The organism is Promicromonospora noduliphila, assembly GCF_056951025.1.
In genome coordinates this window covers 529,189-547,127 of the sequence record NZ_CM167806.1, presented here as the reverse complement: position 1 = coordinate 547,127, position 17,939 = coordinate 529,189, and the positions used below count along the sequence as shown (strand labels likewise).

The window sequence follows — 17,939 nt, the reverse complement described above, 5'->3', positions numbered from 1 at the left end:
GCGTAAACACCAACGTGGACACCAAGCGGTAGCTACCCGCGAGCCGGGGGGAAAGACTCGCTCCGGTGGGTGTGTTGCGCAGAGTGCACGTTGTCCACTGCACGCAACACACCCTCGCGGCGGGCATTTCCCCGCGCCCTACCCCGCAACTCTGACTCGCCAGCTCCGACTCGCCAGCTCTGGCCCGTGCACCGGACCCCGCCGTACCGGACCGCCGAACGTCGCTGTCCGATGGCCTGGCCCTCCCTGGACTCGGGTCAGAACGTGCGCAGGTCCGTGCTGTCGCGAGCCACGGCCCGCAGGCCGGCGAGCGTCCGTGGCCCGGCGCCGGACGCACGCGCCTGGACCAGGACGTTGCCGAGCGCAGTCGCCTCGGCGGGCCCCACGATCACCGGAAGCCCGGTCGCCTCTGCCGTGAGCCGGTTGAGCAGCTCGTTCCGCGAGCCGCCGCCCACCACGTGCACGGCGCGGATCTCCGTCCCGGCCAGCTCGCCGGCCTGCCGGACCACGCGGGCGTACGCGTCCGCGAGGCTGTCCAGCACCACCCGCGCCAGCGCTGCCCGGGTGTCGGGGACGTCGGCCCCGGACCGCCGGATCGCCGCACGCACGCGGGCCGGCATGTCGCCGGGGGCCAGGAACTCGTCGCCGTCCACGTCGACCAGGCACCGGCCGCCCGGCTCGGCCGCTGCCTCGCTCAGCAGCACGCCGAGATCGACCGGAGGGCCTCCGCCCCGCGCGGCGTCCGCCGTCCACTCCCGGACGCACTCGTCCAGGACCCACAGGCCCATGACGTTCCGCAGGTACCGGACGGTGCCGTCGACGCCGAGCTCGTTGGTGAAGTTCGCCGCGCGGCTCGCGTCGGTGAGCACGGGTCCGGGCAGCTCCACCCCGACCAGGGACCAGGTCCCCGACGAGATGTAGGCGGCGGCCCCGTCGTCCGGCAGGGGCGTGCCGACGACGGCGGACGCGGTGTCGTGGGAGGCCACGGCGAACACCGGGACCGGGCCGAGGCCCGTCACGGACCGCACTGCGTCCGTCAGGGGGCCGACCGGCGTGCCGGGCTCCACGAGCTCGGGGAGCAGCTCGCCCAGCCCGGCGAGCCCGGGGTACTCGGCACCCAGCCGGTCCAGGAGGCCGGAGGCCCAGGTCCGCGACCGCGCGTCCAGCAGTCCCGTCGTCGACGCGTTCGTCACCTCGGCGGCCTGCCGCCCGGTCAGCCGGTACGTGATCAGGTCGGGCACGAGCAGCAGCCGAGCGGCGTGTGCCCACTCGGCCGAGCCCGGCCCGCCGTCGGCCCCCGCCACAAGCTGGAACTCCGTGGTGAACGGCAGGTGCTGCAGGCCGTTCACGGCATAGTGTTCGGCGAAGGGGATCCGCTCGTAGACGCCGTCCGCGACGCCCTCGGTCCGGGCGTCCCGGTAGCACCACGGGTCCCCCACGAGCTTGCCGTCGGGGCCGAGCAGCCCGTGGTCGATCGCCCACGAGTCCACGCCGATCCCGCGGACCTCGACCCCGGCCGTGCCCGCCAGGACGCCCGCTGAGCGCAGCCCGTCGAGAATCCCGGCCCACAACGTCTCGATGTCCCAGCGCAGGCCGTCGCCGGAGTCCACGGGACCGTTCGGGAACCGGCCGCACTCGACCAGCTCGACCCGTCCGCCGTCGAGCACACCGAGCATCACCCGGCCCGACGTCGCCCCGAGGTCGACGGCAACAAACCCCGCCCGGCTCACCGCGGCTCACCCCGACGGTCGTGCGCCCCCTGCGGAAGCGGCGCCGCCCTTCTCGAGCAACCGCACGATGCCGAGCAACCCCCCGATGCCGAGCGACCGCATCGTCCCGAGCAACCGCATGGTCGACACCAGCACAGCTCCGCAGAGGTAGTCATCGCAGGAACGCCGCTGCCACGCCCGCGTCCACGGGGACGTGCAGGCCCGTCGTGTGCGAGAAGTCCGCGGTGCACAGCGCGAAGACGGCGGCGGCCACGTTCTCGGGCAGCACCTCGCGCTTGAGCAGCGTGCGCTGGGCGTAGAACTCGCCGAGCTTCTCCTCCGGCACCCCGTAGACGGCCGCCCGCTGCGCGCCCCACCCGCCGGCGAAGATGCCCGACCCGCGCACCACGCCGTCCGGGTTCACGCCGTTCACGCGGATCCCGTGCTCGCCCAGCTCGGCCGCCAGCAGCCGCACCTGGTGCGCCTGGTCGGCCTTGGTCGCGGAGTAGGCGATGTTGTTCGGGCCCGCGAAGACCGAGTTCTTCGAGGAGATGTAGACGATGTCGCCGCCCATTCCCTGCTCCACGAGCACCCGCCCGGCTTCACGTGAAACCAGGAACGACCCCTTGGCCATGACGTTGTGCTGCAGGTCCCAGTCGGCCTCGGTGGTCTCGAACAGCGACCGGGACAGGGACAGCCCGGCGTTGTTCACCACGAGGTCGACCCCGCCGAACGCCAGCACCGCCTCCCGCACCGCGGCCCGCACGGCCGCCTCCGACGACACATCAGCGGCCACACCGACGGCGACATCGGCCGAGCCGAGCTCGGCCGCCACCTCCGCCGCCTTCCCCGCGTCCAGGTCCGCGACCACCACGCACGCGCCTTCGGCGGCGAGCCGCGTCGCGATCGCCTTGCCGATGCCCGACGCCGCCCCGGTCACCAGGGCGACCCTGGTCGCCAGCGGCTTGGGCGCGGGCATGCGCCGCAGCTTCGCCTCCTCCAGGGCCCAGTACTCGATGCGGAACTTCTCGGCCTCCGCGATCGGCGCATAGGTCGAGACCGTCTCCGCACCGCGCATCACGTTGATCGCGTTGACGTAGAACTCGCCGGCCACGCGCGCCGTCTGCTTGTTCCGCCCGTACGAGAACATGCCGACGCCGGGAACCAGCACGATCGCCGGGTCCGCGCCGCGCATCGCGGGCGGCTCCTCACCGCGCGCCCGCGCGGCGGCCGCACCCCGCTCGTAGTAGGCGGCGTAGTCCGCGCGGTAGGCCTCGTGCGCGGCCCGCAGCGCGGCCACGGTCTCCTCCACCGTCGCCGACGTCGGGACGTCGACCACCAGCGGCTTCACCTTGGTCCGCAGAAAATGGTCCGGGCACGAGGTGCCCAGCTCGGCCAGCGGCAGCAGCCGCTCACGCGCCAGGAAGTCCAGCACGACGTCGGAGTCGGTGAAGTGGCCCACCTGCGGCGCGTCGAGGCTCGCCAGCCCCCGGATCACCGGCGCGAGCGCGGCCGCACGGGCCCGCCGCTCGTCGTCGGGCAACGCCTCGTAACCGGGCCGCGGGGACCCAAACGGATGTACGCCCCGGGCCGCAGCGCGGGCCGCGATGAACTCCTCGGCCCGCCGGATGATCCCGAGCGACCGCTCCTCGGCCTCGGCCGAGGTGTCGCCCCAGGCGGTGATGCCGTGCCCGCCCAGGATGCACCCGACCGCCTGCGGGTTCGCCGCCTTGATGGCCGCGATGTCGAGGCCGAGCTGGAAGCCCGGCCGGCGCCACGGCACCCACACGACCTCGTCGCCGAAGATCTCGCGGGTGAGCGCCTCGCCGTCGGCCGCGGCGGCGATCGCGATGCCGGCATCAGGGTGCAGGTGGTCCACGTGGGGCGCGTCGACCAGGCCGTGCATGGCGGTGTCGATCGACGGCGCGGCACCGCCCTTGCCGTGCAGGCAGTAGTCGAACGCGGCGACCATCTCGTCCTCGTGTTCCTCACCCGGGTACACGTCCACGAGGGCGCGCATCCGGTCCAGCCGCAGCACGGCAAGGCCCCGCTCGGTGAGCGTGCCGAGGTCGCCGCCGGAGCCCTTGACCCACAGCAGCTCCACAGGCTCACCCGTCACGGGATCGGTGCCGGTCCCCTTCGCGGACGTGTTGCCGCCCGCGTAGTTGGTCACCCGCGGGTCGGAGCCCAGCCGGTTCGACCGGCTCACCAGGTCCTGGACCACACCGGCCGCACCGGCCTCGACGACGTCGTTCATGCTCCCCATCCCGCCTGCGCGCCACCGACGCGCTCGCTCGCGATCTTCTCGGCATAGCCCGACGCCGCGTAGGCCGCCGTCGGGTTCGGGTCCAGGCCCTGCTCCTCGCGCACCTGCGCGACGAGCGGCCGGACGTCGGTGTCGTAGGCGTCCATGAGCACGGCGTGCGCGCCGAGCACGTCGCCCGACCGCTGGGCCGCCGCGAGGGCCTCGGCGTCGACGAGCAGCGCCTTTGCCGTCGCCTCCTGGACGTTCATCACGGACCGGATCTGGGCCGGGATCTTCGGCTCGATGTTGTGGCACTGGTCGAGCATGAAGTTGACCCCGCTGTCGGGGGCATGCGCTCCCACGGAGACGATCTCGTGCATGATCCGGAAGAGCTGGAACGGGTCGGCGGCACCGACCATGAGGTCGTCGTCGGCGTAGAAGCGGCTGTTGAAGTCGAAGGCGCCCAGGCGGCCCTGGCGCAGGAGCTGCGCCACGATGAACTCGATGTTGGTGCCGGGGGCGTGGTGGCCGGTGTCGAGCACCACCTTGGCCCGGTCGCCCAGCGCCATGACGTGCAGCAGGGACGTGCCCCAGTCCGGGACGTCGGTCACGTAGAACGCGGGCTCGAAGAACTTGTACTCCAGCACCATGTGCTGGTCGTCGTCGAGCGCCGCGTAGATCTCGGCGAGCGACTCGGCGATCCGGTCCTGGCGGGCCCGGATCGAGTCCTGGCCGGGGTAGTTGAGGCCGTCCGAGAGCCAGACCTTGAGGTCCTTCGACCCCGTGGCCCGCATGACGTCGATGCACTGCTTGTGGTGGTCGACCGCCTTGGCGCGGACGCGCGGGTCGGGGTGCGCGAGCGAGCCCAGCATGAAGTCCTCGTCCTGGAAGACGTTCGAGTTGATCATGCCGATCTGCACGCCCAGGTCCTCGGCGTGCCGGGCCAGCGCCCCGAAGTCGTCGACGAGGTCCCACGGGATGTGCAGGCTCACCCGGGGGGCGACGCCGGTGTACCGGTGCACCTGGGCGGCGTCGGCGAGCTTCTCGAAGGGGTCGCGGGGCACGCCCGGCTGGCTGAAGACCTTGAACCTCGTGCCCGAGTTGCCGAAGGCCCACGACGGCAGCTCGATCGTCTGCTGCCGGAGCGCTGCCTTGGCCGCCTCGACACGTGTGGATGCCGCCATGGCGTCCTCCCTCTCCGCGCACACCCTCGTGCGCACCTTGAAACGATTCACTGAAACCCTATGCCGCCCCCGCCGACTGGTCAAGGCTGTGTGGTCGAGGTTGGGGGTGTAGTCGGTAAAAGGTCAGGTGATCGGCATTCCGAGTTGCCGATCACCTGGCCTTTTACCGACCACCCGGGGCCGCTCGGGCCCCGCTACCAGGCGAGCGGTCAGAAGTCGAAGTCCGCGATGTTGGTCTCGTCGTAGACGAACGGCTCGCCCAGGAGCACCTCGCCGTCGGCACCCACCGTGAACTCGCCCAGGCGGCCGGCCTCGAAGGTGTCGCCCTCCTCGCCCGTGATGTCGCCCGCCGCGAGCGCGGCCGCCGCCTGCGTCGCCAGGTAGCCCAGGTCGGTCGGGTTCCACAGCGCGAACGCCTCGACCGTGCCGTCCTCGACGTACTCGCGCATCTGGTTCGGCGTGCCGAGGCCGGTCACCGCCACCTTGCCCTTGTACTCCGACGTCGACACGTAGCGCGCGGCCGCCGCGATACCGACGGTCGTGGGCGAGACGACGCCCTTGAGGTCCGGGTGCGACTGCAGCAGCGCCGCCGTCTTGTCGAACGAGGTCTGGTCGTCGTCGTCGCCGTACACGGTCTCGACCAGCTCGATGTCCGGGTAGTCGGACGCGAGCTTCTCCTCCATGAGCGCGATCCACGCGTTCTGGTTGGTCGCGTTGGCCGACGCCGAGAGGATCGCGATCTCGCCCGCACCGCCGATCTGGTCGGAGATCAGCTCGAGCTGCTTGTCCGCGATGCCCTCGGCGGAGGCCTGGTTGACGAACAGGTCGCGGAACTGCGGCTCGGTGTCCGAGTCGAACGTGACCACCTTGGTGCCCGCCGAACGGGCCTCCTCCAGCGCGTCGCCGATCGCGGTCGGGTCGTTGGCCGACACGACCAGCGCACTCACGCCCTGCTGGGCGGCGGTGTTGATGAACGGCACCTGGGCGTCCGGCGAGGCGGCGTCCGGCCCCACCTCCTCCACGGTGACGCCGAGCTCCTCCGCCGCCTCCTGCGCCCCCGCCGTCGACGCCTCGAAGTACGGGTTGCCCAGGTTCTTGGGCAGCATGGTGATGCTGACGTCCTCGGTGCCGCCGCCACCCCCGCCGTCGCCTCCGGAGCCACAGGCGGTCAGCCCCAGCGCCAGCACGGCGGCCGTGCCGGCCGCGAGCACAGATGTGAACTTCATCGTTCGTCTCCCTAGGTTCCTTGGCCGACGGCGGAGCCGCCATCGGGGTCCTCGTAAGCCCCCGCACTGACGCGAGGGGGCTCGGGGGGTGGGGCGGTGCTCCGCCGTCGGACACTGAGGCCGCCCGCGAACCGCGGTGCGACCACCGACACGACCAGAGCCGTGCCGATCACGATGTTGATGACGTTGACGGTGACGCTCTCCAGCCGCAGCGCGCTGCCGAGCACGCCGATGAGCAGCACGCCCGCGACCACGCCGTGGATCGCGCCGCGTCCGCCGAAGATCGACACCCCGCCGAGCAGCACCGCCGCGACCACCTGCAGCTCCAGGCCGGTCGCGTTGTCGCCGCGGGCGCTGCCGTACCGGAGCGTGTAGTAGACGCCCGCGAGCGCCGACACCACCCCGGACAGCACGAACAGGATCAGCAGGGTCCGCTTGACGTCGACGCCGGAGAACCGCGCGGCCTCGCTGCTGCGGCCGATGTCCAGCACGTTCCGGCCGAACGGCGTGGCGTGCAGCAGCACGGCGAACACGCCGATCAGCAGCACGAGCCCGAGCGTGATCACCGGGTAGGGCGACTCGCCCAGGTTCGCGGTGGCGCCGTCGGTCCAGGCCTCGGGGAAGTCGGTGACCGCCGTCGTACCCAGCAGGCCGACGGCGAGGCCGCGGTAGAGGGCGAGCGAACCGATGGTGACCGCGAGGGACGGCAGGCCCACGTACGCGACGAGCGCCCCGTTGACCGCCCCGCACACCGCTCCGAGCAGCACCGACACCAGCAGGGCCGGCCACAGGTCGAACCCGGACCGGTGCAGGAGCCCGAACGTCACGCTGGAGAGTCCTACGACGGACGCGACCGACAGGTCGATCTCGCCCGTCGCGATGATCAGGGTCATGGGCAGGGCGATGAGCAGCACGGGGGCGACGTCGAGCACCAGGTAGGTGATGGTGAGCGGGCCGTCGAAGCCGCGCACCACCGAGGCGGCGACCACCCAGGCCACGACGAGGATCCCGATGGTCAGCATCTCGCGGGTGAGCAGCACGCGCTGCCACCACGGGCGGGCGTGGGTCCTCATGCGGTCGCCTCCTCGCGGTGGGTCGGGCCGGCGCCGTCGGCCGGGTCTGCGCCACTGGCCGGGGCTGAGCCGGCCGGGCCGACGGCGTCCGGGCCTGCGTCCGGCGGGGCGGTGCCGTCCGGCCTCGGATGCGGGTGACCGGCATCCGGCGGGCCCGCGTCCGGGGGACCGGCATCTCGTTCGGCGGCCAGCCGGCGCGAGCGGCGGGTCGCGAGCACCCGGTCCAGCGCGATGGCGCCGATGATGAGCGCGCCCACCACGGCGCGCTGCCAGAAGTCGGGGATGCCCACGACGGGCAGGGCCCGGTTGATGGTGAGCAGCAGCATCGCGCCGAGCGCCGCGCCGGCCACGGTGCCGCTGCCGCCGAAGATCGCGACGCCGCCCACCACCACGGCGCCCACGACCTGCAGCTCCATGCCGGTGCCTGCACCCGAGGACACGGTGCCATAGCGGGCCGCGAACATCACGCCGGCCAGCCCGGCGAGGGCCCCGCCCAGCGCGAACGCACCCAGCAGCCGACGTCGGACAGCCAGGCCCTGCAGCGCGGCGGCGTCGGGGTCGGACCCGATGGCGTAGAGCTGCCGCCCACCGCGCGCGGTGTACATGTAGTAGCCAACGGCCACGAGGACGACGGCGGCCACGATGGTCAGCACGGGCACGCCCAGCACCTGCCGCGTGCCCAGGGCGAGGAAGCCGCGCGGCATGTCGCCCGCGTCGATCCGGTCGCTGCCCGCCCAGGTCAGCGTCACCCCGCGGTAGACGTACAGGGTGCCGAGCGTGATGACCAGGGCCGGTACCCGGGCGAACGCCACGACCACCCCGTTGACCAGGCCCAGCACCGTCCCGGCCGCGATCGCGGCCAGCGCCACCACGGCGGTCGGCAGGCCCGGCGCCTCGATGAACAGCCAGCCGGTGAGGTAGGCAGTCAGGCCCAGCACCGATCCGACGGACAGGTCCACGTTGCGCGTGATGATCACCACCGCCTGGCCCACGGCGAGCACCACGAGGATCGCGGGCGTGAGCAGCAGGTCGCGCCAGCCGCCCGCGCTGAGCAGGAAGCCGGGCTGGACCGCGGTGGTCACGCCGATCACGATGAGGAGGGCGAGGGCGATGCCGGCCTCGCGACGGCGGAGGAGGGTGCTCATGCCGCACCGTCCCGTCCGGCCGTGCCCGGGGATGCGGTGCCGGACGGGGCCTCGGTCGCACCCGGCCCCTCCTCGGACGGGGCGCCCGACGCCCCCGGCGTCGCTGCGCGCATCACGGCCTCCGGGTCCGCCTCCGCCCGGCTCATCTCGGCGACGATGCGCCCCTCGCGGACCACGAGCACGCGGTCGGCCATACCCAGTACCTCCGGCAGCTCGGACGAGATCATCAGGACGGCCAGCCCCTCGGCGGCCAGCGTGGACAGCAGCCGGTGCACCTCGGCCTTGGTGCCGACGTCGATGCCGCGGGTCGGCTCGTCGACCATCAGCACCTTCGGGCCGGTGGCCAGCCACTTCGCCAGCACGACCTTCTGCTGGTTGCCGCCGCTCATGGTGGTGGCGGGCGCGTCCAGCGCCCCGGCCTTCACCGCGAGCCGGCCGGACCAGTCGCGCGCGAGGCGCGCTTCGGCGTCGGGCAGCAGGATGCCGAGGCGGGCCAGGCGGCTCCGCGATACCGACGAGACGTTGCTGGCGACCGACGACTCGGTGACCAGGCCCTGGAGCCGCCGGTCCTCCGGGACCAGGGCCAGGCCCGCCGCGATGGCCGCCGCCGGGTCACCGGGTCGCAGGCTCCGCCCGCCGACGACGACGCGGCCGGCGGTGTACCGGTCCACGCCGAACACCGCCCGCGCGATCTCGCTGCGCCCGGCACCGACCAGGCCCGCCAGCCCGACGATCTCGCCGGCCCGCACCTCGAACGACACGTCGTGGAAGGTGCCGGTGGACTCCAGCCCCTCGACCCGCAGCACCACCTCGCCTGGTGTGCTCGGCACCTTGGGGTAGAGGTCGGAGACCGCGCGGCCCACCATGCGCCGCACCAGCTCGTCGGGCGTGACGTCGGCGACGGCGTCGGTCGAGACGTGCTCGCCGTCGCGCATGACGGTGACGGTGTCGCAGAGGTCGGCCACCTCGTCGAGGCGGTGCGAGATGAAGACGACGGCGCGGCCGGCGTCGCGCAGGCCCCTGGCGACGGCGAACAGGCGGCGGACCTCGACGGCGCTCAGCGCCGCCGTCGGCTCGTCCATGACCAGGAGGCGGGCGTCCAGGGAGATTGCCTTGGCGATCTCGACGATCTGCTGGTCCGCGATGGACAGACCCTCCGCCGGACGGTCGGGGTCGAGGTCGACGCCGAGGTCCCGGAAGAGGGCGCGGGCGCCGGCCCGCATGGCACGGCGGTCGATCCGCCGGAACCGGTCGAGCGGCTCGCGGCCGAGAAAGATGTTCTCGGTGACCGTCAGGTCCGGGAAGCTCACGGGCTCCTGGTGGATCACGGCGACGCCGGCGGCCTTGGCCTCGGCGGGGCCTGCGAAGTCGCGCGGCGTGCCGTCCAGCTCGAACGTGCCCGCGTCCCGCCGGTGCACCCCGCCCACGATCTTGACCAGCGTGGACTTGCCCGCGCCGTTCTCTCCGACGAGGGCGTGGATGCTGCCCGGGTGCACGGTCAGGGTGCCCGATCTGAGCGCGGCGACCGGCCCGAAGGACTTGGCGACCCCCTCCAGGCGCAGCGTCGGTGCGGCGTTCGGCATGTCTCTCCGTCGAGCTGTGCGGGCGGTCGGCGGTGACCGCGAGGCGGCGCCCCGGCTGGACCGGGGCGGTATTGAATCGTTAAAAGCCGTACCCGGGACGCTAGTCGCAGCAGGTGAGGGCGTCAAGACCCGAGACCCGTGCGCAACACAAACGTTGCCGTGACATGGCCGAATAGGGAACTCTTGGTTCATTCAGGGGTGAACTTGCCCACCGCACGTCACGGAGGTGCCACCATGACCCAGCCTGTTGCCGACGGGCGTGCCGCCCTCGGCGAGGAACCGACGGAGCTCAAGCGGGTCATGGGGCCCCGGCTCCTCCTGCTCTTCATCATCGGGGACATCCTCGGGACCGGCGTGTACGCCCTGACGGGGGACGTCGCCGCCGAGGTCGGTGGTGCGGCATGGGCGCCGTTCATCATCGCCTTCGCCGTCGCCCTCATCACCGCGTTCTCGTACCTGGAGCTGGTCACCAAGTACCCGCAGGCCGCGGGCGCCGCGCTCTACACGCACAAGGCGTTCGGCGTCCACTTCCTCACGTTCATGGTGTGCTTCACCGTGATGTGCTCCGGCATCACCTCCGCGTCGACCGCCGCGCGGGCCGTCGGGGCCAACCTCTTCGCAGGGTTCGGTTTCGACGAGCCCAACACCTGGGCCGTCGTCGGCGTCGCGCTGGTCTTCATGGCCCTGGTCGCGCTGGTGAACCTGCGCGGCGTCGGCGAGTCGGTGAAGGCCAACATCGTGCTCACGCTCGTCGAGCTCTCCGGCCTGCTCTTCATCATCCTGGTCGGGTTCTTCGCCGCGTTCGGCGGGCAGGCCGACTTCAGTCGCGTGATCGTGTTCGACAGCCCGGACGACAAGTCCGCCTTCCTCGCCGTGACGACAGCGACGTCGCTCGCCTTCTTCGCGATGGTCGGCTTCGAGGACGCCGTCAACATGGCCGAGGAGACGCACGACCCGGTGAAGAACTTCCCCCGCATCATGATCACCGGCATCAGCATCACCGGGGTCATCTACGTGCTGGTCGCGATCTTCACGGTGGCGATCGTGCCGGTCGGCGAGCTCGGCGACAGCGAGACGCCACTCACGCTCGTGGTCGAGCGGGCGCTGCCCGGCTTCCCCATCGGCGCCATCTACCCGTTCATCACGATCTTCGCCGTCGCCAACTCGGCGCTGATCAACATGCTGATGGCCTCGCGTCTGCTGTACGGCATGGCCAAGCAGCGGGTGCTGCCGCCGTTCCTCGGGCGGGTCTCACCGCGGCGGCGGACGCCGACCGGGGCGATCCTGTTCACCACCCTGATCGCGTTCGGGCTCATCGTGCTCGTGACGCTGCAGGAGGAGGCCAGCGTCATCGCGGCGCTGGGCGGCACCACGTCGCTCCTGCTGCTCGCGGTGTTCACCATCGTGAACGTCGCGGTGCTCAAGCTGCGCAGCAACACCGTGGAGCGGAACCACTTCGTGGCCCCGACCATCCTGCCCATCCTGGGCGCGCTGCTCTGCGCGTTCTTCGTCGGACCATGGACCGGACGCGACCCGCTCCAGTACCAGATCGCGGGCTGGCTCCTGCTCATCGGCGTGGTCCTGTGGTTCATCACCTGGGCGTTCAACCGCCCCGACCCCACCGAGATCACCGACCTCGACGCGATCAGCGAACGCGAGGGCGGCGTGAACTGAGGCATCTCGATCCGTAGCGGGTGGTCACGCGCCCGAGCGATGCGCGGCGGCACCAGCTCCGTGGGGGTGCCGGTCCGAGGTGTCGGAGGAATTTGCCCCGCGGGTGTGTGTTGCTGTGCGTAGACGATGTCCACGCACAGCAACACACGCCCGCGAGCAGTTAATCTCCCGGAGTGTCGCCCTCTGGCACCGCAGGCAGCGCCGCGAGCTGGGCCTCCAGGTGGAACACCTCGTCCAGCAGCACAAAACCCTCGTCCGGGTTGCCCTCGTCGACGAAGAAGCCCGACATCGCGGCCTGCCACCGCGCGTTCACCTCGGTCGCGGCCATCCGGCGCTGCGCGGCCGCGTAGTCGTCGGTCTCCAGGATGCCGACCAGCAGCCCGTCGTCGCGCAGGAAGAGGTGGTAGTCGCGCCAGCCCGTGTCCCGCAGCGCCTCCAGCATCTCGGGCCAGACGGCGGCGTGGGCCGCCCGGTACTCGTCCAGCCGGTCCGCCCGCACCCGGGACGTGAAGCAGACCCGCCCGCCCGTCGTCGCCTTCGACATGTCGGTCCTCCGGATTCCTGGGCCCGGCGAAGGGCGACCTCCGCCATGAAACGGTTCATAATGTAGCCCGAAGCAAGGAGGCGCTCCATGACCCAGCCGGCCGCTCACCGCCGAGCATCCATCGCCGACGTCGCCCGCGCCGCCGGCGTCTCCGTCGGCACGGTCTCCAACGTGCTCAACCGGCCCGAACGCGTGCTGCCGGGAACCCGCGAGCGGGTCGAGGCCGCGATCGACGAGCTGAGCTTCGTGCGCAACGGCTCGGCCCGGCAGCTCCGGGCGGGGACCATCACCACGGTCGGCGCCATCGTGCTGGACATCGCCAACCCCTTCTTCACCGACGTCGCCCGCGGCATCGAGGAGCGGCTGGACCGGGACGACTTCACGCTCATGGTCGCGTCGTCCGACGACGACCCCGACCGCGAGCAGCGCTACCTGCGCCTCTTCGAGGAGCACGGCGTGCAGGGCGTCATGGTGGTACCGGCCACCGACGACATCGAGCACCTCCTCGCCGTGCGCCGGCGCGGCACCGGCGTCGTGCTGCTGGACCGGCCGTCGTCCGACCCGAGCATCTCGTCCGTCGCCGTCGACGACGTCCGCGGCGGCGAGCTGGCCGCCCGGCACCTCCTGGACCAGGGGCACACCCGCATCACGTTCCTCAACGGGCCGCACACCATCCGGCAGTGCGCCGACCGGCACGCCGGCGTGGTCAAGGCGCTGGTCGCGGCCGGGCTGAATCCGGCGTCGGCGCTGGTGGAGACCACCGTGACCAGCCTGAACGCCGACGGCGGCGAGGCGGCGATCCGCGGGCTGCTGGAGTCGGGCGACCGGCCGACCGCCGTCTTCTGCGTCAACGACCTCGTCGCGCTCGGGGTGCTGCGCACCCTGCGCACCGAGAACATCGCCGTCCCGACCGACATGGCAGTGGTCGGGTACGACGACGTCGCGTTCGCGGCCGAGCTGTCCACGCCCCTCACCTCGGTGCGCCAGCCGACCCACGAGCTCGGGGCGCGCGCGGCGGACCTCCTGCTCGGCGGGCCCGACACGGCGGCGGAGCACGTGATGTTCCAGCCGACGCTGGTGGTGCGCCGGTCCTCGCGGGCGTCCTAGCCCCGGGCCAGCCCACTTGGCCTGCACGCCACTTCGGTCAGTTGCTGCCGCTCACCGCTGAGCCGCCGCCCGCACAGCACCCGCATCCTTGACCGGTGCCCAGTCCGGGCCCGTGCCGCGCATGGACTCGTAGAACGGGTCGCCCACCCCGATCTCGCCGGCCCGCACCACCGTGCCCGTGAACGCGGACCGGTAGATCGCGGCGACCAGCTCGAGCGTCTCCCGGGCGTCCGCCACGGCCACCGGCGGCGCCTCGCCCGCCGCGAACGCCCGGTAGGTCGGCACGAGCTGGGCGAGGTGTCCCGACGGCAGCGCCTCGGGATCCGGCTGCCACAGCCGTCCGACGTCGTCCCGGCCGGCCGCCGGCGTGAACGTCCAGTCGGCGTCGGTGTACCCGTACAGGTGCGACAGCTCGACGGTCGCCGCCTCGGTGTCGAACCGCAGGTCCGAGGTCTCCCGGGGGGACAGCAGAGAGTTGGTGACGGTCGCCAGCGCACCGCTGGCGAAGCGGACGATCGCCATCGACACGTCCTCGGTGTCCACGTGCCGGGCCAGGCGGCCGGCCATCGCCGTCACCTCTGACCAGGGCCCGAGCACCGCCAGCAGCAGGTCGAACTGGTGGATCCCGTGGCCCAGCGTCGGGCCGCCGCCCTCGGTGTCCCACCGCCCGCGCCACGGCACCTCGAAGTACTCCGGCCCGCGGAACCACAGGGTGTCGCACGTCGCGACCAGCGCCCGGCCCAGCGCGCCGTCGTCCAGCAGCCGGCGGAGCTGGCGCGCGCCGTCCCCGAACCGGTGCTGCACGATCTGCGTGAACGACGCCGTCGAGCCGGCCTCGGCCCGGGCGATGCGGTCGATCTCCGCGAGCGACAGGGTGGCGGGCTTCTCCACCACCACGTGCACCCCCGCCCGGAGCGCGGCCACCGCCGCGTCGGTGTGCGCGCCGGGCGGCGTGCACACGTGCAGCACGTCCGTCTCGGCGAGCACGCTCTCCAGGTCGGTCCCGTGCGAGGGGACGCCGTGCTTCCGGGCAAACTCCTCGGCCCGCACCGGGTCGAGGTCCACGGCGTGGGCCAGGACGGCGTCGACCCCGTGCTCCGACAGGCGCGCGACGGCGCCCGCGTGGGCCCCGGCGATGCCGCCGGTCCCCAGGATCGTCACCTTCACGCGAGGGCGCCGATCTCGACGGCCACCGCGTCCACGAAGCTCTCCGGGGTCCCGGCGGGCAGCAGCCCCGGCAGCGTGAGCAGCGCCCGGACGTCCTCCTCCGCGCCGGCCAGCCCCTCGACGTCGCCCAGGCCGTCGGCGCCGCCCGGTATCTCGTGCGCGTGGACCAGCGCCGCGAGCTCCTCGGCCCGCGGGTCGTCGACGCCCTCCCCGGACAGCGTCCGCCGTCGGACGAACTGGGCCCACGCGGCCAGGGCGAACGCCACGCCGCGCGGCTCCCAGCCCGCGGCCAGCGCGTCCGCGAGCACGCCGCCCCACCGGAACGGGATCTTCTGCGTGCCGTCCATCGCCACCTGGACCGTGGTGTGCCCGGTGTGCGGGTTGGCGAAGCGGGTCAGGATCTGCTCGCCGTACTGGTGCAGGTCCAGGCCGTCGGGCGGAGTGAGCGTGGGCAGCGCGTCCTCGAAGAGGTACTGGCGGGCGCGCTCGGCGATCGCCGGGTCGGCCACCGCCGCCGCGATCGTCGTGTGCCCTGCGAGCCAGCCCGCGTACGCAACCAGCGAGTGCGTCCCGTTGAGCAGCCGCAGCTTGGCCTGCTCGAACGGCGCGACGTCCTTGGTCAGCGTCGCGCCGGCCGCCTCCCAGGCGGGGCGCGGCCCGGCGAACCGGTCCTCGATCACCCACTGCGCGAACGGCTCGCCCACCACGAGCCCCTCGTCCCGCACCGCGAGCGCCTGCTCCACCCGGTCGCGCTGCTCCGGCGTCGTCGCGGGCACTATCCGGTCGACCATGGAGCACGGGAACGTGACCCGCGCGTCGAGGAACCCACGCAGGGCGTCGCCCTCGGCGTCCGGCAGGCCGGCCTCGACCGCCTGCCGCACGAGGCGTTCGAGCACGCGCCCGTTGTCCACCATGTTGTCGCAGGTCAGGACAGTGATCGGGGCCGCGGACGCCGCACGCGCCGCGAGCCCGCGCACCAGGAGCCCGATCGCCGACGTCGCCGGCCGGACCGGCTCCCCCGTCTCCCGGTCGGCCCGCAGCGCCGCCAGGTCCTCGGCCACGGCGTCGAGGTCGAGCGACCCGTCGGCCCGCCGCGCGTACCCCTTCTCCGTGATCGTCAGCGTGACCACGTGGGTCGACGGCGCCGCGAGCGCCGCGAGGACCCGCTCGGTCTCCTCGGCGGGGTATGCGACGTCGACCACCGACCCGATCAGCTCGACCGACGACTCCTGCTCGCCCGCGGTGAGCACCGCGTACACCCCGCCCTGCGGACGAAGCTGGTCGCGCACCGTCGCGGACCGCTGGGTCACGCCGAGGATGCCCCAGGAGGTGTCACCGGTCGCGATGGCGGCACGCTCGGTGTAGACGGCCTGGTGCGCCCGGTGGAACGCGCCGATCCCGAGGTGGACGACGCCCACCGCCGTCGGCGTCACGGGTGCGTCCATGCCCACCGGGACGCGGTCCCGGTGCAGGCGGTCGTCAGTCATCGCGTGTCTCCCTCACCTGTGCCACGAGCTGCGTCGGGTTCACGAACCGCAGCGCCACCACGAGCATGACGAGCATGGTCGCGGTGTAGATCACCGACATGGCCGAGATGAGCTGCCTCGCCTCGCCACCGCCGGCTGCTGTCATGCCACGGTAGATCGCCACGACGAGTGTGTCCGATCCAGGACCCGACACGAGGAAGGTCAGCTCGAACAGACCGACCGTCCGCACGAGCACCAGGATGCCCGCCGCGAGGATGCCCGGCACGAGCAGCGGTGCCAGGATCCGCGTGAACACCTGGCGGGTCCGGGCTCCGCACATCCGGGCGGCCGACTCGATGGCCGGGTTGATCTGCTCGATGAACGGCGTCATCGTCAGGATCACGAACGGCACCGACGGCACGAGGTTGACCAGTACGACGGCGGCGAGCGTGCGCCCCAGCCCGAACGAGTACATGACGGTGGCGAGCGGGATGCCGTAGGTGATGGGCGGCATGAGCACGGGCAGCAGGAACAGCAGCATGACCACGCGCTTGCCCGGGAAGTCGCGGCGGGCCAGCACGTAGGCGGCGGGCACGCCGACGACCACGGAGATCAGCACGACGAGCACGGCGACGCCGACGGTGACGCCGACCACCTCGGCCAGGGCGAACCGGTCCCAGGCCTCGGCGTAGCGCTCGGTGGTGAAGCCGTCGGGCAGCCAGGTGTCGAACCACTGGCGGCCGAACGAGTCGACGACCACCGCGACGAGGATCCCGACCAGGAACACCCCGAACGCGGTCATGCCGGCCCAGACGAACCAGGTGGACGGCCGCGCGGCAAGCGGCCGTTCGAGTGTCGAGGTGGCCATCAGCCCTTCCCTCCCGTGGACCCGCGGTAGAGCAGCGACCGCAGGCCGAGCACCGCCACGACGACGACCAGCTCGACGGCGCCCATCATGAGCGCGATGGTGGACGCCATCGCGTAGTCGTTCTGCTCCCCGAAGGCCCGGAACGCCATGAGCGACATGACCCGGGTCTCGCCCATGGCGTCACCGACCAGCCGCGCCGACGGGAACACGGAGAACGCGAGCACGAACGTCAGCACGAACGTGGTGGCCAGCCCCGGCGCGAGCAGGGGCAGGACGACCCGCCGGAACCGCTGCCACCAGCCGGCGCCGAGCGTCTTCGCCGCTTGCTCCAGCGACGGGTCGATGCCCGACAGGTAGGACGAGATGAGCAGGAACGCGAACGGGAAGCCGGTGATGACCAGGGAGAACATCACACCCAGGTAGTTGTTCACGAGCTGGAGCGGCTCGTCGATCAGGCCGGCGCCGAGCAGCGCCCGGTTGAGCCAGCCCTGCCGCCCCGCGAAGATGAGCAGGCCCTGCGCGGTCAGCACGGTGCCCAGCGTGATCGGCAGCACGAGGAGCGACGTCAGCAGCCGCTTGCCGCGGAACTTGTGCCGCAGCACCATCGCCACCGGGATGGACGCCACCACGTTGAACAGGGCGGCCGGCAGGGCGAGCCGCATCGTGAGCCCGACGGAGTCGAAGATGAACGGGTCGCTGAAGAACGCCACGTAGTTGGCGAGGATCCCGCCGCCCCACTGCTTCTGCATCGCCGCCGTCGGCTGGATCGTGAGCCCGATCCCGTACGAGAACGGGTACACGAACAGCGCCACCGCGACCACGAGCCCCGGCACGAGCAGGAGCAGCGCCGTGTCGACGCCGCGCTCGGCCAGGCGGTGCCGCAGGCTCGCCGTCGCCCGCTCGGGCCGCTGCGCGGTGGCGGTCACGACGCGCCCTCGCAACTGCAGC

The 17,939-nt window shown here is 72.4% G+C and carries 14 protein-coding genes; 2 read left to right on the top strand and 12 right to left on the bottom strand.

What is annotated here, in order from left to right:
- Nucleotides 1–257: 257 nt before the first annotated feature.
- The 7 genes from AC0QU1_RS02340 to AC0QU1_RS02310 form a co-directional block, all read right to left on the bottom strand.
- Complete coding sequence (locus AC0QU1_RS02340) at nt 258–1,730, bottom strand: rhamnulokinase (RefSeq protein ID WP_483574052.1); 1,473 nt, start codon at nt 1,728–1,730, stop codon at nt 258–260.
- A gap of 151 nt (nt 1,731–1,881) precedes the next feature.
- Nucleotides 1,882–3,966 (bottom strand): bifunctional aldolase/short-chain dehydrogenase, encoded by a 2,085-nt coding sequence (locus AC0QU1_RS02335; RefSeq protein ID WP_483574051.1) that lies wholly within the window; start codon nt 3,964–3,966, stop codon nt 1,882–1,884.
- Nucleotides 3,963–5,138, bottom strand: coding sequence for an L-rhamnose isomerase (rhaI, locus tag AC0QU1_RS02330; RefSeq protein ID WP_483574050.1), 1,176 nt, complete (start codon nt 5,136–5,138; stop codon nt 3,963–3,965). Before rhaI ends, AC0QU1_RS02335 begins: the two co-directional genes overlap by 4 nt.
- Before the next feature lie 209 nt (nt 5,139–5,347).
- Entirely contained in the window at nt 5,348–6,364 is a 1,017-nt protein-coding gene (gene rhaS, locus AC0QU1_RS02325; protein ID WP_483574049.1) for a rhamnose ABC transporter substrate-binding protein, read from the bottom strand.
- Nucleotides 6,365–6,375: 11 nt separating this feature from the next.
- Nucleotides 6,376–7,437 carry an ABC transporter permease gene (locus AC0QU1_RS02320; RefSeq protein WP_483574048.1) on the bottom strand — a complete coding sequence of 354 codons (1,062 nt, stop codon included), beginning with the start codon at nt 7,435–7,437 and terminating at the stop codon, nt 6,376–6,378.
- Nucleotides 7,434–8,582 (bottom strand): ABC transporter permease, encoded by a 1,149-nt coding sequence (locus tag AC0QU1_RS02315; protein WP_483574047.1) that lies wholly within the window; start codon nt 8,580–8,582, stop codon nt 7,434–7,436. The genes AC0QU1_RS02320 and AC0QU1_RS02315 overlap by 4 nt, the downstream gene beginning before the upstream one ends.
- Nucleotides 8,579–10,165 (bottom strand): sugar ABC transporter ATP-binding protein, encoded by a 1,587-nt coding sequence (locus AC0QU1_RS02310; protein ID WP_483574046.1) that lies wholly within the window; start codon nt 10,163–10,165, stop codon nt 8,579–8,581. The genes AC0QU1_RS02315 and AC0QU1_RS02310 overlap by 4 nt, the downstream gene beginning before the upstream one ends.
- Nucleotides 10,166–10,399: 234 nt before the next feature.
- Here AC0QU1_RS02310 and AC0QU1_RS02305 point away from each other — a divergent pair, with 234 nt between their 5' ends.
- Nucleotides 10,400–11,839, top strand: a complete 1,440-nt coding sequence (locus AC0QU1_RS02305) for an APC family permease (RefSeq protein ID WP_483574045.1) — start codon at nt 10,400–10,402, stop codon at nt 11,837–11,839.
- A gap of 160 nt (nt 11,840–11,999) precedes the next feature.
- Here AC0QU1_RS02305 and AC0QU1_RS02300 read toward each other — a convergent pair whose 3' ends face one another.
- Nucleotides 12,000–12,383: an L-rhamnose mutarotase gene (locus AC0QU1_RS02300; RefSeq protein WP_483574044.1), complete on the bottom strand. Its 384-nt coding sequence runs from the start codon at nt 12,381–12,383 to the stop codon at nt 12,000–12,002.
- Between the two features lie 87 nt (nt 12,384–12,470).
- Between AC0QU1_RS02300 and AC0QU1_RS02295 the strand changes: the two genes are divergently transcribed.
- The gene (locus AC0QU1_RS02295) at nt 12,471–13,490 is read left to right on the top strand and encodes a LacI family DNA-binding transcriptional regulator (protein WP_483574043.1); all 1,020 of its coding nucleotides are present in this window, start codon (nt 12,471–12,473) and stop codon (nt 13,488–13,490) included.
- 51 nt (nt 13,491–13,541) lie between these two features.
- Here the strand turns inward: AC0QU1_RS02295 and AC0QU1_RS02290 are convergent, their stop codons facing one another.
- From AC0QU1_RS02290 to AC0QU1_RS02275, 4 genes are read right to left on the bottom strand one after another with little or no spacing between them, the layout of a single operon-like run.
- Complete coding sequence (locus tag AC0QU1_RS02290) at nt 13,542–14,657, bottom strand: Gfo/Idh/MocA family protein (protein WP_483574042.1); 1,116 nt, start codon at nt 14,655–14,657, stop codon at nt 13,542–13,544.
- On the bottom strand, nt 14,654–16,144 hold the full coding sequence (locus AC0QU1_RS02285) for a mannitol dehydrogenase family protein (RefSeq protein WP_483574041.1): 1,491 nt from the start codon (nt 16,142–16,144) through the stop codon (nt 14,654–14,656). The genes AC0QU1_RS02290 and AC0QU1_RS02285 overlap by 4 nt, the downstream gene beginning before the upstream one ends.
- Nucleotides 16,137–16,991 (bottom strand): ABC transporter permease, encoded by an 855-nt coding sequence (locus tag AC0QU1_RS02280; protein WP_483574040.1) that lies wholly within the window; start codon nt 16,989–16,991, stop codon nt 16,137–16,139. Before AC0QU1_RS02280 ends, AC0QU1_RS02285 begins: the two co-directional genes overlap by 8 nt.
- Nucleotides 16,991–17,917 carry an ABC transporter permease gene (locus AC0QU1_RS02275; RefSeq protein WP_483574039.1) on the bottom strand — a complete coding sequence of 309 codons (927 nt, stop codon included), beginning with the start codon at nt 17,915–17,917 and terminating at the stop codon, nt 16,991–16,993. Before AC0QU1_RS02275 ends, AC0QU1_RS02280 begins: the two co-directional genes overlap by 1 nt.
- Between the last annotated feature and the right edge of the window lie 22 nt (nt 17,918–17,939).